This window comes from Methylobacterium sp. BTF04 (assembly GCF_010692745.1).
Taxonomy (GTDB): domain Bacteria; phylum Pseudomonadota; class Alphaproteobacteria; order Rhizobiales; family Beijerinckiaceae; genus Methylobacterium.
In genome coordinates, this window is sequence record NZ_JAAHTB010000025.1 from 1 (window position 1) to 20226 (window position 20226).

The 20226-nt window shown below is 67.2% G+C and carries 14 protein-coding genes; 10 read left to right on the forward strand and 4 right to left on the reverse strand.

The window, feature by feature from the left end; all coding sequences use genetic code 11:
* The first annotated feature begins 803 nt into the window (after window positions 1–803).
* Genes G3T14_RS15200 through G3T14_RS15210 form a run of 3 tightly spaced genes read left to right on the forward strand, consistent with a single transcriptional unit; the run spans window position 804 to window position 3191 of the window.
* Window positions 804–1349 (forward strand): methanogen output domain 1-containing protein, encoded by a 546-nt coding sequence (locus tag G3T14_RS15200; RefSeq protein ID WP_163643387.1) that lies wholly within the window; start codon window positions 804–806, stop codon window positions 1347–1349.
* Between the two features lie 10 nt (window positions 1350–1359).
* Window positions 1360–2511 carry a sensor histidine kinase gene (locus G3T14_RS25545; RefSeq protein ID WP_163643388.1) on the forward strand — a complete coding sequence of 384 codons (1152 nt, stop codon included), beginning with the start codon at window positions 1360–1362 and terminating at the stop codon, window positions 2509–2511.
* Complete coding sequence (locus G3T14_RS15210) at window positions 2508–3191, forward strand: response regulator transcription factor (RefSeq protein WP_246733362.1); 684 nt, start codon at window positions 2508–2510, stop codon at window positions 3189–3191. Before G3T14_RS25545 ends, G3T14_RS15210 begins: the two co-directional genes overlap by 4 nt.
* On the opposite strand, the gene G3T14_RS15215 is transcribed toward G3T14_RS15210, so the two are convergent.
* Window positions 3188–3790, reverse strand: a complete 603-nt coding sequence (locus G3T14_RS15215; RefSeq protein ID WP_163643389.1) for a hypothetical protein — start codon at window positions 3788–3790, stop codon at window positions 3188–3190. The two genes, G3T14_RS15210 and G3T14_RS15215, sit on opposite strands and share 4 nt — an antisense overlap.
* A 117-nt stretch (window positions 3791–3907) precedes the next feature.
* On the opposite strand from G3T14_RS15215, the gene G3T14_RS15220 reads away from it, so the two are divergent.
* The 5 genes from G3T14_RS15220 (at window position 3908) to G3T14_RS15240 (ending at window position 11457) form a co-directional block, all read left to right on the forward strand.
* On the forward strand, window positions 3908–4393 hold the full coding sequence (locus G3T14_RS15220; protein WP_163643390.1) for a hypothetical protein: 486 nt from the start codon (window positions 3908–3910) through the stop codon (window positions 4391–4393).
* Between the two features lie 334 nt (window positions 4394–4727).
* Window positions 4728–5642: a hypothetical protein gene (locus tag G3T14_RS15225; RefSeq protein ID WP_163643391.1), complete on the forward strand. Its 915-nt coding sequence runs from the start codon at window positions 4728–4730 to the stop codon at window positions 5640–5642.
* A gap of 125 nt (window positions 5643–5767) precedes the next feature.
* Entirely contained in the window at window positions 5768–7723 is a 1956-nt protein-coding gene (locus G3T14_RS15230) for a hypothetical protein (RefSeq protein WP_163643392.1), read from the forward strand.
* Window positions 7724–7752: 29 nt separating this feature from the next.
* Window positions 7753–9951, forward strand: a complete 2199-nt coding sequence (locus G3T14_RS15235; RefSeq protein ID WP_246733363.1) for a type I secretion system permease/ATPase — start codon at window positions 7753–7755, stop codon at window positions 9949–9951.
* Window positions 9952–10077: 126 nt separating this feature from the next.
* On the forward strand, window positions 10078–11457 hold the full coding sequence (locus G3T14_RS15240) for an HlyD family type I secretion periplasmic adaptor subunit (RefSeq protein ID WP_163643393.1): 1380 nt from the start codon (window positions 10078–10080) through the stop codon (window positions 11455–11457).
* 165 nt (window positions 11458–11622) lie between these two features.
* On the opposite strand, the gene G3T14_RS15245 is transcribed toward G3T14_RS15240, so the two are convergent.
* From G3T14_RS15245 to G3T14_RS15255, 3 genes are all read right to left on the reverse strand, one after another.
* Window positions 11623–14388 (reverse strand): glycoside hydrolase family 9 protein, encoded by a 2766-nt coding sequence (locus tag G3T14_RS15245; RefSeq protein WP_163643394.1) that lies wholly within the window; start codon window positions 14386–14388, stop codon window positions 11623–11625.
* A 129-nt stretch (window positions 14389–14517) separates the two neighbouring features.
* Window positions 14518–15807, reverse strand: coding sequence for a glycosyltransferase family 4 protein (locus G3T14_RS15250; RefSeq protein ID WP_163643395.1), 1290 nt, complete (start codon window positions 15805–15807; stop codon window positions 14518–14520).
* Window positions 15808–15853: 46 nt separating this feature from the next.
* A complete protein-coding gene (locus tag G3T14_RS15255) occupies window positions 15854–17191 on the reverse strand; it encodes an O-antigen ligase family protein (protein WP_163643396.1) in 1338 nt (445 codons plus the stop codon).
* A gap of 495 nt (window positions 17192–17686) precedes the next feature.
* Between G3T14_RS15255 and G3T14_RS15260 the strand changes: the two genes are divergently transcribed.
* Both G3T14_RS15260 and G3T14_RS15265 read left to right on the forward strand, forming a co-directional pair.
* Window positions 17687–19033: an oligosaccharide flippase family protein gene (locus G3T14_RS15260; protein WP_163643397.1), complete on the forward strand. Its 1347-nt coding sequence runs from the start codon at window positions 17687–17689 to the stop codon at window positions 19031–19033.
* Window positions 19030–20037, forward strand: coding sequence for a glycosyltransferase (locus tag G3T14_RS15265; RefSeq protein ID WP_163643398.1), 1008 nt, complete (start codon window positions 19030–19032; stop codon window positions 20035–20037). Before G3T14_RS15260 ends, G3T14_RS15265 begins: the two co-directional genes overlap by 4 nt.
* The last annotated feature ends 189 nt before the right edge of the window (window positions 20038–20226 follow it).

Sequence of the window (20226 nt, forward strand, 5' to 3'; positions counted from 1 at the left end):
ACCAAAGGCCGACACAAACACACCCAAGTGACACAAACGCCGACCCACCCAGCCAGAAGCCGGATCAGCCAACGCTAAATCGCCGAATGTGAAACCGGCGCCAGCCCCGAAACCCGAAGGTCCCGCTCGCCGCCGCCGATGAACAGGCTTTTAGAGAGGGCCAGAGCACCCGTCAACCACAAAATCGACCACTCTATCGTTGCCCCTCATCGAGACCGTGGTCGGGCCTTCCTCGTTGAGGGCCTGCCTCGGTACAGCTCTTTCGCGATTCAGATCTCGGGGCTTCGCGAGCCGACCCAGGGGTCCGGGTGCGGCCATCCCTCTCGCGATCGGCAGCGGGCGCTGCCCGTAGCGCTTGGAGGTCTCGCCCTTCCGGCCCCCTCCCCTCACGACCGCACGTCACCCTCAGGATCAAGCAGTCGGCAACGCGCAACAGGGGCTGTCACAGCCAACAGCCGGACCAATACCGGTGTCGCGTGTACCTGCAGTCAATTCGCGACGGAACAGCGGACTTCCGCTGCAGCGCATCCTTTAAAATAACGCGCACGCTGGCCGATGGGGCGTGAGCAGCAGCACGAGCGTCTCTACACCATCAAAACTGGAATGAATAAAATATTGGCCGGCGCGGGATCGGATCGTTAATCCACGAAACTTTATAGCGAGCGATCGCTATCTCGATTATTCCGATGAATTTCAGTGATGGACACTTGAGTATTTTTTCAGTCGGTGCTTCATTTCAAAACTGAGCAATAAGACGACAAAATTGCAGATGTCTGTCGAACGGACACTTACGGAGGAATGCCATGATCGATCCAGGGTATGATACCTCTACAGACGTACTGCATTGCGACATCGGTCTCGATCACGATATCTTTCTCCGAACACTCATCCGGGAGTTGAGCGGCACGCTTCAGGATGTCGTCGGCCTCGATGAGGCGGCCGGCTTCATCAGCATCGTCGGGCGGGCGGTGGGGGAGCAGATCGAGCGCGATTACCTGGATGGCTTGCAGACGGACCGGCTGGCGCCCGGACAGGTGACGGGCGTGCTCCTGGATCTCAAGCGCCGCATTCACGGGGACTTCCACGTGGTCGCGGAAACCAAGGAGATGATCGTCCTCGAGAATCACATCTGTCCCTTCGGACGGTCCGTGGACGGTCGCCCGTCGCTCTGCATGATGACCTCGAACGTGTTCGGCCACATCGCTGCGCAAGCCTACGGCTACGTCAGGGTCGAGCTTCAGGAGACCATCGCCGAGGGCGACGCCCGTTGCTGCGTGAGACTTCACCTGGCCCCCGACGCCGATGACGTCGGAGCCGGGATCGAATATTTTCGTCGCGACGTGAACTGATGGCCGAATCGTGCACGCGCTCGCCGCCATAGATGCCATCGACGTCCCGATCTTCCTGCTCAGGAGCGACGGTACGGTCGATCATCGCAATCGTGCCGCCGCGATCCGCCTGCCTCTGGCGATCCCGGGCGCCAGTCTCATGCCGTGCGCGGATGACAAGGCCCGGCAGTTTGCCGCGTATCTCGATCGCTGCATGGCCTCGAACCGGGCGATTCCGGGCGCTTTGGACATTGCCGACAGTCTTGGTGACATTCATGGCGACACTCTTGGCGACGACAGGCCGCTCGTTCGGTTCCGCTGCCATGGGGCGGTTCTCAGGGATGAGGCGCAGGGGGCGGCCCAGCGCGTCCTGCTGCGGCTCTCCGAGGGGGACGATCGCCGGTTTCGCGCCTTGAACGACATTCTGGGGGAGCTTCGCAGCGAACTTCGCCGCAGCAAGCGCTTCTATGACGGCCTGTGCGCGCATGCGGCCGCGCGCGACCAGGCCGAGCAGGAGCGCGACGTCGTCCTGATGCGGCTCTACCGCGCGAATCACGACGAGCGTCTACGCCTCGCGCGGGATCTGCACGACAATACCGGGCAACACATCGCGGGGCTCGGCCTCGGCTTGCGGCAATTGGAGCGGCACGTCAGCACGACGGAAGGCCATGCCCAGATCGACCGGCTTCGCGGCCAGTTGGACCATGTCTCGCAGGAACTGCGCCGGATCGCGTTCGCGCTGCGGCCCGCCGCTCTCGACGATTTCGGCCTGACCATCGCGGTCCGGACCCTGGTGGAGGAATGGTCGGAGACCTGTGGCATCCTCACCGACTTCCAGTCCGCGGGACGCAAGCCGCCCCTGGCCTCGGAGGTGGAGATCACCCTGTTCCGCGTCTGTCAGGAGGCGCTGACGAACATCGTCAAGCACGCGCCCGACGCCACCCGGGTCAGCGTGACGGTCCAGTATCGCGAAACCGCGATCTCGCTCACCATCGAGGACAACGGACCGGGGTGTTCCGAGGACACCATGACGACGGCGCGGCTTCTCGCCGTGAAGAAGTTCGGCATCGTCGGGATGCGCGAGCGCATCGCCATGATCGGCGGCACCTTCGAGGTGGAGACGTCGGAGGGCGGCGGCACGACGCTCTACGCCCGCATCGGAAGCACGGAGCTGGCAGCATGATGGCCGACGCACTTGCCCCCATCCGCGTGGTCCTGGCGGACGACCACCCGATCTTCCTTGCCGGGATCGCGGGCCTGATCCGGGATACCGCCAATATCGACGTGGTCGGCAGCGCCGCCACCGGCGGGCAGGCGCTCAAGCTCATCGCCGAGTTGACTCCGGACATCGCCGTGCTCGACATCGCCATGCCCGAACGGAGCGGGATCGAGGTTCTGCGCCGGCTCCGGGACGAGGGCAGGCCCGTGCGCGCCATCATCCTGAGCACCTACGAAGAACGCGCCTATGTCCAGCAGGCCTTGGCGGCCGGCGCGCGCGGCTATGTCGTCAAGCGCGCGGGCGCCGATCACCTCCTGCATGCCATCACGGCGGTGCATGGCGGCGGCATGTATCTCGATCCGGTCATCGCCGGCAGCCACCTTCGCGTCGTCGACAATGGGGCGACCGCCGCCAACGGCCAGACCTTCGTCGACAACGGTGTCCTGTCGGAACGCGAAGAGCAGATCCTCAAGCTCATCGCCTTCGGCCACACGATCAAGGAGATCGCCGGGCGGCTCGCGATTTCCTCCAAGTCCATCGAAACCTACAAGATGCGCGCCACCGAAAAGCTCGGTCTGCGCAGCCGGGCCGGGATCGTCGAATACGCCATCCTGCGCGGCTGGCTGGTGACGGTGGCGAGCTAGACGGCGAGCGCCGCGTCGTCGGCTCCATCGGGCCGCCGAATCGTCGCGCCCGCCACCGAGGCCCGGAGCTGGGGCAGGAACGTCCACAGATCGCGGTTGAGACGCTTGAGTTGCCGGTTGGCCTCGATGATCTCGCGAATCCGTTCGTCGTTCATCTCGCGCAAGGCCCCGAGCGTCAGAACGCCCTTGTCCTCGTGCGGACGCATCAGATGCGTATGGGTGATCTCGCCCTGCGCATTGAGCTTGTACATGCAGTGATTGAACTCGTTGCGGAGCCGCGTGCCGGCCTCGAAGCGCTTGATCAGCCGCTTCAAAGTCGCCGCGACCGCCTCGTCGCGAATCTTGACGGTGGCGAGGCGGCGCACGACGTCGAGGCGCGCCCGGGTCGTGTTCAGGGTCGAGAAGATGATCGCGGCCTCGACCTCCTGGATCTCGAGCAGAACCATCAGCACATAGATGAACATGCTCTCGTTGTTGGACCAATTGAGGCCAAGGTTTCCGATCAGCATCAGAACGTATTGCTGACGTTCCGCGAAGTCGGGAGCGGCCCGCTCGACGGCGTTGAAGTCCGGGACACTCGGAAGCCGGGCGGACGGCATGATGACACCCGATGATGGAAGAATCGCCCGGTGACGCCACCGGACATTGCTGGCATCCTAACAGAAGGTCGGACTGGCAGGGACCGGCTCATCGTCGTCAGCGGACGGAGATCGGACGTGGCCGGGCCTCTCACCCTTCGCGATCTTTGGCGCAGCCGTCGCGCGTCGGTGACGGCGCACGCGGCACTTCATCCGTTCTTGCCGGCACTGGGGATCACGGACCTCGCGCGCCCGGTCCGAGCCGCGACGGACGATTGGTCGGACGCCTATCTCATCGGCTTTCTCACCGCGTCGATCTCGCTGATTGCGCGAAACACCGCGCCGCGCCTCAGCAGCGACGGGCTCGGGCACGTCCAGTGCAAGGTCTACAGCGCGTTGACGGGGGTGCCGGGCGATCTCGTCGCCGAGCGGATCATTCGCTTCAGCCTCGGGCGGGATCTGGTGTTCATGACCGGCTGCGCCGACGCGCTGACGTTCACCTCCGCCCTCGCGGCGGAAGCGGCGCAGGCGGACATTGCCGATGCCGGCCTGCGGAGCGAGTCGATCTCGCTCTGGCAGCTTTATGTCGGAGGACGCCTGGCCGATCTGCAGCCGGGATCATGACGTTTCGACCCTCCAGCAAACACTCCGATGGTCTCGCGCGTGTTCTGGAGCCTTCGAAAAGACTTCGCGCCTGTGTCGGGCACGGATGAACAGGTTTCTTTCCAGCAGAGACTTCACCGATTCCTGACAAACGTTAACGGTTTTTTAACCCTGACGTTGAGCTCGGCCGATGCAATCGTCCGCTTGTCCACGAAGACCAGCCGCTTCCGACACCGGAGCCAAGGCCACTTCCGGACACGTCCGAACCCGGACCGACACACGGCTCAACGACGTAGAAGATCGACGAGCCGCCGGTCGGAAGGGATGGACCTCACCCGAAACAGGAGGAACCACCATGTCGAACGATCGCCGGAACGACCACAACTCCACCCCCGCCGCACTCTCGCAGCTGGAAGCACAGCTCCAGGGCCAGGGCCAGGGTGAGCTTCAGGGCCAGGGACAGGGCCAGGGCGAGGCCCAGGGCCAAGGCCAGGGCGAGCTCCAGGGTCAGGGACAGGGTGAGCTTCAGGGCCAGGGACAGGGCCAGGACCAGAATCAGACGGCGACGCAGAACGCGTCGAACGACGCCACCAACTCCGCTGAGAACTTCAGCGGCAACGGGAACCTGAATGGAAACGGGAACCTGAACGGCAATCTCAACGGCAACGCCAACGAGAACTCGCTCGACAACGGTGTCACCAACCACGTCGACAATGCCGTCTCCAACGCCGTCCACACCGACGTGACGACCACCGTCAGCGTCGCCGTCTCCGGTGAATTCACCCCGTCGGGCGAGACGAACGTCATCCACCTCGATGACCTCACCATCCATCATCTCGATGGCGCCATGCTGGTGATGCCCGACTTCTCGTCGCAGACGTTGAATGGCAACGGCAACATCTTCAACCTCGATCAGGTGAACACCCTGGTCGACAACGACTCCCTCAACGGTGCCAGCGTCAGCCTCAGCCTCGGCGGCAGCAGCGGCGGCGAATGGGATGCCTTCGGCCGCGACGGGGGTCATCCCGGATCGGGCTCGGCGCCGGGCTTCTCGTTCGTGCAGAACGCGACCGGGACCGGCGGTGCCACGTCGTTCGACGGCAACATCGACGGTCATGGGACCACCGGGGCGATCTCCTCGGCCAACGCCGTCACTGCCGAGGCCTTCACGCAGCACATCGTGATGGGCGCCAACATCCAGTACAACTCGATGCCGATCTCCGTCGTCGGCGGGGATTCGATCTCCGACGCCACCGTCGACCACCACTGACGCGCACGACCCTCTCCGGGTCCTAGTCGCTCCCGGCCCGCGCTCAGGCGCGGGCCATCCCGACGACCAGAGCCATCGCTCCCACGGGCAAAGCCCGGGGTCCGCCGTCGTCCCAGGGGGTTGTCATGCAGGCCGGCGGCGTCTCCGATATCATCGCGCATTTCGCCGGGCACCTCCACATTCCCGCAGACGAAATCCGCCTCCGCGAGGCGTTGGAGGATCCGGCCCGCCTGCCCCGGATTCAGCCGTGGATGCCGGGACCGTCACCCGAGGCGAACCCCGACCGGCCGCTCGACGAGCTTCCGAGCCAGCCCTACCGGGCGCCCTCCCCATCCGCGGACGACACGTTTCCGCATTTCGGTAAGCTGCCGCATCCCGATATCCCCGCTCCGGCGCCGCATCTGCCCCAGCAGCCCCAGGCGCCCCTTCCGCCCCCGCTGCCGACCTATGGTGGTGGGGGCGGCGGCGCGGGCCATGCAGCCCACGATTTCTCCATCGAGGTCTCTCCGGATCAGGGCCTGGTTCAGGTCCTGCAGCTCAACGAGCTTCACGACGACGACGTCCTGCTGATGGTGCCGGGCACGCATCCCGAGGCCCTGCACACGATCGACGCCGCCTCGACCCTCGATGCGATGATGCGGCTCGCCGCAGGGGGGACCCCGGCCGACCTCGCGCTGTACGGACGGAGTACGCAGAATGCGGTCGATCTGGTCGATGCCCATGCGGCGTCGATTCGGGCCAGCCCCGACGCGGCCAGCCCGGACAGCGGCACGCTCGGGCTCGGCACCTATGTCGACGGACTCCACCAAGCGGACGGCACCAAGGTCGACTTCACGGTCCCGACGCTGCAGGCGCCGGACGAGGCATCACATGACGGTCTGGTCGATCAGGGCCTCGCGGCGCGGACCGGGGGCAATCTCAGCATCAACATCGCCACGATCTTCGACGACCACACCGAGCACGGCGCACTCCTGGTCCAGGGCAACGCCTATTCCACCGACCTGATCTCCCAGACCAACGTCCTGGTGAGCCAGTCGGTGATCGAGGCCGCCGGCGATGCGCTGACGCGCAGCATCGTCACCGATGGCAACACGACCCACAACGCAGCGAGCATCGCCGAACACCCGACCGGGACCGCCATCGTGCAGCACCTGTCGTTGGGGACGCACGTGGCGGTCGACCGCATCGACGGTGATTTCTACGATGTCCGGATGCTGACGCAGGCCAACCTGCTCAGCGACCACGACGTCACCGTCCAGGCCAGTTTCGGCGCCTATTACGTGGTCGGCACCGGCGACAACACCCAGATCAACGAATTGCCGGTCTCGGCCCTGAACGGGCGCTACGACCTCATCGTCGTGCAGGGCGACCACCACACCGCGAACCTCATCTTCCAGACCAACGTCCTGCTCAACGACACCGTCGTCGACGCCTACACGGCACGGTCCGATACGGCCTCGCAATCGATCGTCACCGGCGACAACGCGCTCTCCAATGCCGCCGCGATCAACCATTACGGGACGAAGGACTTTCAGGAGATCGGCACCACCCTCGGCAGCGCCGTCGACCACCTGGCACAGGGCCACGTCGATCCCGCGCTCGCGGCGCTCCTGCCGCCCGCCTACGGGGACACCCTCAACGTCCTGTTCATCACCGGCGACTTCTACAACATCAACGCCATCTCGCAGACCAACATCGTCTCGAACGTCGATACCGTCATCCAGTATTCGCCCAATCCGGGAACGCAGCTCGCCGCCACCGGAGCGCACACGACCTCGACGCAATCGGTGAATTCCGGCGACAACCAGCTGTCCAATCTCGCGGCGATCACCACGGTCGGCACGACCTCGACGGCACAGTTCGTCGGCGGGACCCATTACGACGATGCGATGCTCTTCCAGACGAATATCGTCAGCGACAGCAGCCGGGTCACGATCGGCGACACGCAAACCCTCGCCCATGAGGTCGTCGCGTTCACCGGGCTCGCCGCACCGGCGATCGCCGTGGATCATCCGAGCCCGCCCGCGGTGACGGTCGACACCGCGTTCCACCAGGATCTGTTTCACGGAATGCTCTCGTGAGCGCCGGCAAGACCGCGGAGACACACACGATGATCCGGCATCCAGGCGGCGGAGCGGCGCGATCCGTGACACAGGCCGCCCCACGGGAACCGACGCCGGAACCGGTCCAGTCGCTGTCCTCCCGAATGCGCGTCCTCGACAGAGCCTATCGGACCACCGCCGGCGCCCGGTACATCGCGCCGGCGATCGGCGAAACGTCCGGCGACGATGCCATTCCGGCCCTCCTGCGGGAGGTGGAGCCCGCGACGGCAGCGATCCCCGTCAAGGATCCGATCGCGGAGCGGGTCGAAGGCGAGGCCCGTCCGCCGCTTCGGGTCGTGGCGCGTGCGGAACACCCCGCCATCCGCACCACCGAGCCGGACGCCACCACCGCCGAAGCCCCGTCGCGGGTGGACGGTCCGGTCACGCCGATGCCTCCGGCCAAAACGCCCGACGCGCCGCCTTCGGACAAGACGCCGCCTCCGGGCGGAGGTGGACCGGGAGGAGGCCGCGGCGGCGGCGGGGGTGGGCCGGTTCCGCCGTTGCAGAAGCGCTTCGGCGACCGCAACTTTCGCGACACCCTGACGACCGGGCTGTCGGCCTGCCGGCGCAAGCTCGTGGTGATCGCGGTGTTCTCGTTCTTCGTGAACATGCTCGTGCTGGGCGTGCCGATCTATCTGTTCAACATCTCGGACCGGGTGCTCACCAGCCGCAGCCTCGACACCCTGGTGATGCTGACCATCGTCATCGCCGGGGCGATCTTCGGCCACGTCGTCCTCGACGTGGTCCGGCGCTTCATGCTGATGCGGGTCGCCGTCGAGGTCGAGAGCCGGCTCGGACCACCGGTCCTGGCGGCGGCGGCCAAGGCGTCCCAGGCCGGATCGAGCCGGGACTTCCAGACGCTGGCCGACCTGCAGCAGCTGCGCAACTTCATCACCGGGCCGGTGCTGCTGGTGATGTTCGACGCGCCCGTCGCGCCGATCTACCTGCTCGCCATCTTCCTGATCCACCCCGACCTCGGCTGGATCGTCTGCGCGACCGGTGCCGTCCTCCTGCTGATGGCGCTCATCAACCAGCGCATCACCGCAATCCCCTTCGCGCAGGCCAGCGCCTACGCGACGCGCGCCAACCTCCAGGCCGACGCCATGGCGCGCAACAGCCAGGTCATCAACGCCATGGGCATGATCCCCGAGAGCGTGATGATCTGGGGACGCGAGACCGGTGAATCTCTCAAAGCCCAGGTGGTGGCGCAGGACCGGAACATCATCATCGCCGGTATCTCGAAGTTCGTGCGGCTCTCGACGCAGATCCTGATGCTCGGCTGGGGCGCTTCCCTCGCCCTGGACGGAAAGCTGACCGGCGGCATGATGATCGCGGCCTCCATCGTCGGCGGGCGCGCGCTGGCACCGATCGAGGGCGTCATCGACGGCTGGCGCAGCTACGTCCAGGCCCGGATGGCCTATGTCCGGGTCAAGGCGCTGCTGCAATCCTCGCCGCTCAACATGGAGCGCCTGCGGCTGCCCCGCCCCGCCGGCCGGCTCACCGTCGAACGCGTGCTCTACGTGCCGCCGCCCAGCAAGAAGGTGATCCTCAACGGGATCAGCTTCCAGCTCGAGCCCGGCGAGTCGCTCGCCATCGTCGGTGCCTCCGGCACCGGCAAATCCACCCTCGGCCGCATGCTGGTCGGCTCGATCATGCCGACGGCCGGGGCCGTGCGCCTCGACATGATGGACCTGCGCAACTGGGATCCGCGCCAGTTCGGCCAGAGCGTCGGCTACCTGCCGCAGGACGTCCAGCTGTTCCCGGCCTCGATCAAGGCCAACATCGCCCGCATGCAGGAGGACGCCTCCGACGCCGCCGTCTTCGATGCGGCCGAGATCGCCGATGTGCACGAGCTCATCGCCGGCTTCGCGCAGGGCTACGAAACCCTCGTCGGCATGGATGGCAGCCCGCTGTCGGGCGGCCAGCGGCAACGCATCGGCCTCGCCCGCGCGTTCTACGGCGAGCCGCGCCTCGTCGTCCTCGACGAGCCGAACTCGAACCTCGATACGCCCGGCGAGATGGCCCTGTCGCGCGCCCTGCTGCGGGCGAAGGAGCGCGGCACCACCGTCGTCGCCATCACGCAACGGCCCTCGCTGCTCAACAGCGTCGATCGCATCATGATCCTGAAGGACGGGGCGATCCAGGCGCTCGGTCCGCGCCAGGACATGATCCCGCTCATCGTCGGACGCGGTCCGACGGCGGCGTAAGCGCGATGAGGGCCCCTTGTCGCGCATTCCCGCCCCGCCAGCGCGGGGCGGCCATCGTCCACCGGGCCTCCTGGGTTCCGACCCACGAGACCGCGGTGCGACCCTGCATTTTGGAGGAGCAGCGTCATGGCCACAGCACTGGACGGCCCGGGTCGCGGGGCAGGCCCCGCCCTCGATGAGCGGCCGGCGCAGGTCTGGGCGGTAGGTGTCTCGCATGACACCCGATGGCTCACCACCTTCGGCTTCTCCTTCCTGGGAGTGATGATCGTCGGCTTCGGCGTGTGGGCGGGCTCCGCCCCCCTCGCCGGTGCCATCGTGACCAGCGGCAGCTTCGTCACGACGGGCCAGAACAAGACGCTCCAGCATCTCGAAGGCGGCGTCATCCGGGAAATCCTGGTGAAGGAAGGGGACGTCGTCGAACCGGGTCAGGTGCTGCTAGTCCTCGACGACACCACGCCGAAGGTCGAGCTGCGCCGGCTGACGCTGCGGCACGACCGCCTGAGCGCCGTGGAGACGCGCCTGCGGGCGGAGGGCCTGGAGGCGTCCGAGATCACCTTCCCGCCGGAGTTGCTGGCCAAGGCCTCGGACCCGGACGTCTCCAGCGTCATCGCGCACCAGACCCTGACGTTCCAGGCCCGACGCAAGAGCCTCGACAGCGACGTCGCCATCCTGCGGGACGGGATCACCGCCCTCGACCAGAAGATCAAGGGCACGCGGGTGCAGCGGGACGCGATGACGCGCCAGATCAAGCTCTTCGAGCAGGAACTCGAGGGCAAGATGGCGCTGCTGAATGCCGGGCTGGTGCGTCGCTCCGAGGTGCTGGCGCTGCAGCGGGCCCATGCCAACGCGCTTGGCGAGATCGGTCGCCTCGACGGCGACATCGGCGACGCACAGGAGCGCATCACGCGCATTCGCGAGCAGATCCAGGGTGCGCGCAACACCGCCGTGAAGACGGTCACCGAACAACTGCACGAAACCCTCGCCGAGCAGAACGACGTGCGCGAGCGCATCCGTTCGGCCCAGGGCGTGCTCGGCCGCATCGCCGTGACCGCGCCGGTGGCCGGCATCGTGGTCAAGCTTCGCTATCACACCGCGGGCGGCGTGGTGGAAGCCGGCAAGAGCATCATGGAGATCGTGCCCTCGCAAGGCGACCTCGTCATCGAGGCCCATGTCAGGCCGCAGGACATCGACCATGTGCGGCGTGGACAATCCGCCGGCGTGCGCCTGACCGCACTGAGCCAGCGGATCACGCCGATGGTGGGGGGACAGGTCATCTACGTCTCGGCCGACGCGCTGCCGGACGACCGCCGCGGGTCCGCGGGAAGCGGCGACACCTACATCGCCCGCATCCGCCTCGATCCGATCGAGGCCGCGTCGCTCCGGCACTTCTCGCCGACCCCCGGCATGCCGGCGGAGGTCTACATCAAGACCACCGAGCGGACGTTTCTCGAGTATCTGATCAAGCCGCTCAAGGACAGCATGACCCGCGCGTTTCGCGAACTCTGAGGGCTGCCGCCGATCGATTGGATCAGGCTTGTCCAATCGATCGATTTTAGCAGCGATATTGTCTGATACCGACCCCTCCGCTCGATCCCTCTCCTGGAAGGAGAGGAGGCAAGAGGCCCTACGATCGACAAGCCGACGTCATGCGGTGGAACGGAACCCCGCACGTCAGCGGGACGAGCCACCCTTCTGCGCCGCGAGGTAGAGCCACAAGGCGGCGGTGGTGACGATGGTCTGATGGACGGTATATTCCTGATGCATCACCATTCCGGGATGCTCGATGAAGTATTCGAAATAGGGCTGTGAGAAGCGGGTCGGGTCGATGCGGCGGGTCGCGGCCGCGCCATCCTCCGGGAAGATCGCCCAGGTGGGGCCAAACAGCCATTCCGGATTGAACTGCGCCTGCGGCCCGAACCCGTAGACCGTGATGCCCCCCGGAACGGCGACGCCCATGGCGCGGTGATCCTCGTGCAGCGGATGCCGGATCTGGCGCGTACCGAGGCCGGTGGTGAAGCTCACCCCGAGCTGATTGGCGCCGAGCAGGCCCTCTGCGGTCATCTGCATCAGCTTGAGCAATTCGGTGTTGCCGCTGAGCCGGTGGGCGTGGATGAACAGGCGGATCATGCTGTTGCTCGGCGCCGTCCCCTGCCCCCAGCCCACCGGCGCGTAGGGGTGCTTCATGCTCGGATAGGCGGCGGCGCGCTGGACGGAGGCGAACAGCGTGGCGTCGCGCACCATCGCGGTCTCGATCTGCGCCTTGATACCCGCCTCCGCGCCTTCGCTTTGCGCGTAGTCCCACGCCATGTCGGCCCGCTGATCGGCGATGCCGAAACCGCCCGCCCACGCCTCCTCGAAGATACGCCCGAACGCCCTCCCCGCCCCCAGGCGAAACAGCGACGCGGCGGCCGCGACCCTGAACTCCCCCGTGATCCGCTGGATCGTCGATCGCCGCGCCTCCCAGCCCACGGCCCCGAACAGGTTCGTCCGGCGCCCGACCGACAGCGCATCCGCGTAAGCCCCATCCGGATCGGCGAAGCCGGCTTCCGCCGATCGCCAGGCCCGTGCCGCGCTGTCCCGGAACAGCCCGGCGAGTTCGGCCCGCCCGAGCCCGTCAAGCACCCGGGCGAGGTGCGCCGCGGCGCCGGCATACCGGTACGAGGCGATCGGATCGGGGGCGTAGGCGAAGACCGCCTGATGCTCGAGGAAACTCGGCTCGCCGAGGAGCGGGGGACCGGCGCTGTCGATTCCGCCGCTCACGCCGCCGTCGGCCGCCTGCAGGCGCCGGAAGAAATCGAGAAGCCAGATCGGCTCGTGCAACAGGTTGGGGATCGCATCGGCGGACGCGTAGATCGGGTCGTCCAGCACCGCGCTCGATTTCGGCAGTCCGAAATCGGCCTCTCGCAGGGATTCCGGCAGGCCCTCGAAGAGGTCGAGCAGCAAGGTCGCCACCTCGACATGCTGGATTCGCCGGTCCCAATCGCCGGCATCCATGTAGCCGCCCCAGAAGCTCGAAGGCGCGTCGCGACCGCTCAGCCATTGTGGCTCCGCTCCAGCGGTGAACGGCACGAAGCCCTCCAGCCCCTCGATCGACCACGCGAGCGGCAGCCGGCTCATGCGCACCGGAGCCTCCGGCGTCGGACGGAACGCCGCCGGCCGGCGAAAGCCGAAGCGTCCATCGAGCGCGATGCCGCTGCGGTGATTGTAGAGGCCGCCAATGGCGGTCCGCGCGGCGGTGAGCCAGACGTCGGTATCCACGGTGAACGGGTCGGACATGCCGAGGCCCGGAACGTGGAGCCGATAGGTGCCGGCCTTGCGCGGGCGCCAGTCGGAGTAATCCAACGCGAACACGAACGTGCCGGCCCGGTTCGCGAGATGGGCCGGCGCCACCGTGCCGCCGCTGCAATCGGATTCGGGCAGCGGCCGGTCGGCCCCCGTCACCACGAACGAATTCGGCGTGGCGTTCGAGACCGTGGCGAAGATCGGCTGGGTATCCTGGATGCCGGTCATCTGCGCGAGGGCGACGCGGTCGCCATCGCGAAAGCCGTGGCCGCGCGCCGACACCCGCCGGTCGCGCGCACCATAAGCCGTGACGTGGCGGCGGGGGGAGGCCGCATCCACCGTATCGGGCAGGGGCTTTGGCAAACTATTGCCGGGCTCGGGATCGTCCGGCGCCTTACGCAGGCGGATGTCGGCAGTGAATACCGCCTCCCCGGTCTCGTCCACGACGGCGAAGCGCTTGAGCCCGTAGGGGCGGAAATCGACGGCGCCCGCGGCGGGACCGCCCGGCAGCCACAGGGCCAGGTAGGCGACCTTGGCGATGTCGCCGGGCGCGTGCCCGAGTTGGGTGGCCCGGAGGGCGATCGCCCGGGTGACGCGGTCGTCGTAGGTGAAGGGCGTCAGCGCCAGAAGCCCGCCCGGCCAGACAATGGTGGAAGCGCCCCGCGGCACCGGACCGTCGAGCTTCAGGTAGATTTGATGTCGAAAGCTCGCCCCCGTCAGCGTCCGGCCGTCATCATCGCGATAGATGCCGGAATCGTAGGGCGTGGATTTGCGGTACACCGCCACCACGCGACGATCGCCGATCCGTCCATATCCCGCAGCCGCGTCGATGGCGGTCCGGTCGAGATGGCTGGCGGGCGGCCGATCGCTGACGCGGACATGGTCGCGCAGCGGCCCGATCACCTCCGCCCACTGGCCCTCGTGCCAAATCCAGCTTCCCTGCGGCTCCGTGCGCGGCGCATCGAGGGTGAGGATGCGACCGGGCACGAAGGGCGGATCACGCAGTTCCACCGCGACGATGTCGGGCGCCGCCACGGTGACCTCCTGGACGATCACGGCCTCTGCGGATGCGGCGGTTGCGCGGACGATCAGGCAAGCCAACGCCAGGACGCGTAGGAATGGCCGCCGCGCGCGCGGCCGAACGCCGTGGCCCAAGGCTGCCGGCCTCCATCGGGAGACCGTGGTCCCGGCACTGCACCGCGATACGCGCACGATCGATCTCCTGCAGTGTCTCGCGGATTTCGCGCATCGCCCGCGCGGAAGCGGAGGGCGTGGCGGTGTCGATCAATAGGGACAGGGCTTCTCGGATCGGCGTCCGGTCACCCAATCGTAGACGTCGCGCATGGCGTTCGCCTTGGCCGACCATGTCAGGCGGCTCATCGCCCAGGCACGCGCCGCCCTGCCGACGGCGCCGACACGGTCCGGCGCGGCGGCCAGATCCCACAGGATCTCGCTCAAACCCGCGACGATCGCTTCGCGCGAGGCCAGCGGCACCGCGAACCCGCGCTCGTCCGACAGCAATTCGCCCGGACCGCCATAATCCACCACGACGGGCGCGAGACCGAGCGCCATGGCTTCGAGCACGGCACCACCCCCGAACTCACGCACACTCGGAAACACGAAGACGCTGCTGCGGCAGGCGACATTCTGCACCGCCCCATGCGCAACCCAGCCATGGAAGGTCACGGCCTCTCCCACACCCTCGCGGGCGACGAGGCCGACCAGATCCGCCCGCATCGGGCCGTCCCCGATGATGTCGAGATGCGCACGGCCGGCCCGCAGCAGCGGCAGCGCCGCCATGATCGCCATATCGGGCCCCTTGTAGGGCACGAGGCGACCGATGAAGCACATGCGCAGGAGTGTGGTGGCGGGCGGCGCGGGGGGTTGGGCGAAGCGCTCGGGATCGATGCCGTTCTCCGGCATGTAGATCAGCTTGCCGTCGAAGTCGGCCGGGATCTCGCGCGCGGTATGGCGCGAGCCCGCCAGGATCGCGCTCGCCGCCGACAAGGTCGCGATCCGGCGCGGCATGAGCTTGTACAGGCTCCTGACATAGGACAGCCATTCCTTCTCCTGCCGGCGCTCCGCGGAGAACTGCTTCGGCCACGGCAATCCACCGTTGAGGGGGCCGAGAACGAACGGCACACCGGCCCGCGCGCAGCGGGCCGCGAGGGAGCTGCCCGTGGTCGGGGTCAGCGGGGTGATGCGGTGGACCACGTCGTAGCGATGCGCCGAGATCGCGGCACCGAACTGCCGCCAGACCGCTCGCTCGAAATACGGATAGGTCAGCGAGGCGATGGCCGCCAGCGTGGTCCAGCCCTTGCCCTCGCCGCCGCGCAACAGGCCGGCCAGAGCATAGGCGGGCCGCGCCACGGCCTCGGTGTCGAGGGCGGTGAAATCGCGCCCCTCCACGAGCCCGGCCCGGACGAACGCATCCCGGTTGCGGATCTGCGTGACGATGTGGACATCGGCGACCGCGCGCAGCGCGCTGGCCATCGACCAGCCGATCAGCGGAACGCTGACCCATTCGGGGTTGGCCGCTTCGGCGATCACCAGCACCTTGTGTCTCGCCGTCATCGTGAGCGTCCATCCGTGCGACCGATGGCAGTCGGGAGCGTCGCCCTCATCGCGGCGCCGGAACGAGGGGCCAGGGCAGGAGCGGGTCGAGGTCGACTGCCTCGGACGCGACTCGAACCTGGCGCACGGCGCCGAGGACCAGACCGATCGTGATCGCGAGGAGATACTGGCTCTCGCGAATGAGCAGGATGTATTCGAGCGTCGAGTGCAGGCAGACCATCAGGAGACCGACGGCGAGCCCCATCAGGAGATCCGTCTCCGGTCCGGCCCCTGTCCGCCAGCCGAACCGGAAGGCGGCGACGAGCGGGTAGGCCAGCAGCAGGACGAACGCGGTCAGCCCGAACCAGCCGGTCTCGGCCGCCGTCAGCAGATAGGCGTTGTGGACGAGGTTGTTGCGGTTCTCCTCGTTGGCGAGGACACCGGCCCGGTCCGAATAGCCGAAGTTCTTGGCGACATAGACATAGTGATTCGCGCCCACCCCGAGGGGGAAGTCGAGGAGAATGCCGGTCGCGGCCCGCTCGAACGCCGCCCGCTCGTTGTATTCCTGCTCGCGCAGAGGATCGACCTCGAAGCGCTTGGCGAAGGAATTGATCGCCAACGGGGCGAAGCTGAGGATCAGGAGGCAGCCGACGATGCCGAGCAGGCCCTTGCGCAAGGTCATGTGCCGCAGGATCGACAGGCCGTAGATCACCAGAAAGCCGAGGCCGGCATAGAGCAGCGCGGCGCGCGACGTCGTCAGGATCACGATCGCCATACCGGCCAGGGGGACCAGGACCGTGGTCCAGCTGCGGTGCCCCGCGAGCAGGAGCGCGACCTGCGGAAAGATCGCGAAATGCAGCACGAGGCCGAGCGTGTTCTGGTGCGCGAAGGTTCCGGGGGTCTGGATAGCGCCGAGCGCGAAGCGCTGCCAGACCGTCACGGCGAGTTCGAGCAGGACGCCGAGGGCGATGCCCTCGATGAGGTTGGTCCTGACCACCGGGTCGGTGCTGGCCCGTGCGACGATGATCAGCAGGAGGGCGACGCGGCAGACCTGCCAGAAATAGAAGACCGCCGCAGTGGGCTCGTCCGCCTGAAAGATCGAGAGCAGCACCGCGAGGAGATACAGCGCGAGGACGATGGAGAACCGCGAGTGCAAGCGCGGCCGCGCGAGGCCGACCCAGATCGTGACGCAGAGCAGGTCGAGGGCCGTCACCTCGAGGCCGCTGACCAATCCGGGCCAGCCGGTTCCCCAACTGATGAGCGCGAAGTCCAGCGGCGGAAGTGCTGGCTGCAGGAACGGCAACAGGCCGATGAGCGTCCAGAGCCGCTTGCCGAAGACGGCGCCGCCCCGAGCCCAGAAGGCGAAGGGAACGAGGGTGCCGACACCGGCGATGAGGAGCAGCACGGAGAGCAAGGTCGGTCGTCCCCACGGCGTCTGGCGTCTGCGGTTTTCCCGGACGGTCGCCGGAGGTCACGACCCTAGCAGTGGGGCCACACGGCTCACCTTCGCCATTGGGGAGCCCACGTCCCGCCGGAGGAGGTAGCCCGTACGCCTTTCGCCGCTTTGCCCGCCGGCCCATCACGCGAAGAGGTGCGTTATCGGCGACCGGGCCGCCACCTAGGCTGATGGCCTCGTCGGCATGCGGTGCGCGCGTTCCGAAGCCCCGGCCGACCTGTGCGGCGCGGCGGATGACAGGTTTCGCGCGCCGCCAAATGCTCACGACGAACCAAAAGCTCGCGGCGATCGGACCGGGCCCGTCGGGTCACGCCCAGGTCGCATGGCGCCTGAAGAGCGGGGCAGAATCGTGCTGAGTCGTAAGTCCTCGATGGGGCGCCGAGCATCGGCCCCGAATGCCGGCCGCGCCTTGCGTTCCCGCCGTCTCGACGCCGGTTCGCGCCGATGAGCACCCTGACCATCCCGCGGGGGGTGATCCTCAGCGGAAGCGCCTGGACCATCGGCACCTACGCGGCGACGGTGATCCTGCGGTTCGGATCGAACGTCGTGCTGTCGCGGCTCATCGCCCCCGACATCTTCGGAATGGTCGTGGTCATCTCGGCGATTCGCACCGGGGCCGACCTTTTGTCCGACATCGGAATCGGCCAGAACATCGTCAACAATCCCAACGGGGATCGGCCGGAATTCTACAACACGGCCTGGACCATGCAGTTTCTGAGAGGGCTGGTGCTGTTCGGGCTGTGCCTCCTCGTCGCCGGCCCGCTCGCGCGCCTCTACCACGTCCCGGAATCGGCGATTCAGTTCGGCGCGCTCACGCTGGCCCTGCTCGGCGCCACGTCGACCTCGATCTTCCTGCTGCAGAAGCAGCTGCGCCTCGCGACCCTGAACATGTTCGACTTCGTTCAGGACGTGATCGGCACCGCGGCGATGCTGTTGTTCGTGATCTGGAGCCCGACGATCTGGTCGATCCTCCTCGGCAACACCGTCGGAGCGCTGGTGCGGGTCATCGGCAGCTTCCTGCTGCCGCAGGGCGGCAACCGGATGATTCTCGACCGGCGCTACATTGGCGAGATCTTCTCGTTCGGAAAGTGGATCTTCCTCTGGTCGCTGCTCGGCTTCCTGAGCATCAACTTCGACCGGCTGTATCTCGGCAGCGTCGCATCGCTCGGTCTGCTCGGCGTCTACGGGATCGCGCGGACGATGGCCGACCTTCCCGCGGCGCTGGCGGGGCGGCTCGGCCATTCTCTGGTGTTTCCCCTCGTTTCGGCGGCGGGCCAGATTTCGCACGAGCGGCTTCGCAAGGAGATCGGCCCGCTGCGTCTCGGGTTCCTGCTCGCGGCGGCGATCGGCATCGGCTGTGCCGCCGCGGGTGGCGACTTCGTCATCCGGGCGATCTACGATTCGCGCTACGCCCAAGCCGCATCGATGCTGCCGCTTCTGTTGCTCGGTGCCTGGGCGACCATTCTCTGCACCACCAACGAATACGTCCTGATCGGCCGGGGCAAACCGCAATACGGAACCGCTGCGAGCAGTTTCAAGCTCGCCTACCTGGTGATCGGCCTGCCGCTGGCGTTTCAGTCCGGCGGCATGCTGGGGGCGATCCTGCTCCTCGTGACCGCCGATGTCGTGCGGTACGCCGTCCTGCTGTTCGTCCAGTTGCGGGCGGGGGTCAGCTTCGGCAGGCAGGATCTGCTCGCCACGCTGGCGCTGTTCGCGACGCTCCTGGCCCTGACGGCCCTGCGGGACGCGCTCTCCCTGGGGACGCCCTTCGACGGGCTATGGCACCTATGACGACGGACGGCGCCGTATCGGCCCTCGCCCAGTCGGTCTCCCCCGGAATCGTCGTCATTGGCCGCAACGAGGGCGAACGGCTGCGAACCTGCCTGAATGCGGTGTTCCCGTCGGCGGACAGGATCGTCTACGTCGATTCGGGCTCGACCGATGACAGTGTCGCCATCGCGACGCGCCTCGGCGTGTCGGTGCTCCATCTCGACATGGCGCAGCCCTTCAGCGCCGCACGGGCCAGAAACGAAGGCTTCGCCGCGTTGTGCCGCCTCGCGCCAGGTCTCACCCACGTGCAATTCCTGGATGGCGATTGCGAACTCGCCGTCGGCTGGCTCGCCACCGCGGTGGCGTTCCTCGCCGATGCGCCGACCGTCGCACTGGTCTGTGGCCGGCGGCGCGAACGGTTTCCCGACCGCTCGATCTTCAACCGGCTGTGCGATCTCGAATGGGACAGCGCGCCCGGCGAAACCCTGGAATGCGGCGGCGACTTCCTCGTCCGCGCCGATGCCTTCGCGGGGGTGGGCGGATTCGATGGCGGCCTCATCGCCGGCGAGGAGCCGGAACTGTGCGTGCGCCTGCGTGCGCGCGGCTGGACGATCTGGCGCATCGCGGACGAGATGGCGCTCCACGATGCGGCGATGACCCGCTTCTCCCAATGGTGGCGCCGCATGATGCGCGGCGGACACGCCTTCGCGCAGGTCTCGCGATTTCATCGCCGGTCGGAATACGGGATCTGGCGGACCGCGATCCCGCGCGCGCTGTTCTGGGGCGCGGGCCTGCCGATGCTGGTACTGGCTGGCACTTTCCTGCATCCAGGCGCCGCGCTTCTCGCGCTGCTCTACCCGGCCCAGATCTGCCGGATCGCCCTGCGGCGTGGCGTCCGGCGGCCCGGTTCCTGGTCCTATGCCTGCTTCACCGTCATGGGAAAGGTGCCGGAACTCTGCGGCATGGCGATGTTCTACGGAAACTGGCTGCGGGGCCGATCCACCGGCCTGATCGAGTACAAGTGATCCGAGCCGTGGCGCCGCCCCGACTTTCGACCTGTGGCGCGAAGCCTATTCGGATAATTTTCAGCCTCGCATCTGTTGGCGCTATACTACATTCGATCGAATTGTCCCGAAGGACCAACCGACCGAACGTCGGCCTTTGCAAGAGCTTTGCTGTCGAGGTCGGTCATGAGTGGCGAGGTCATCGGACCG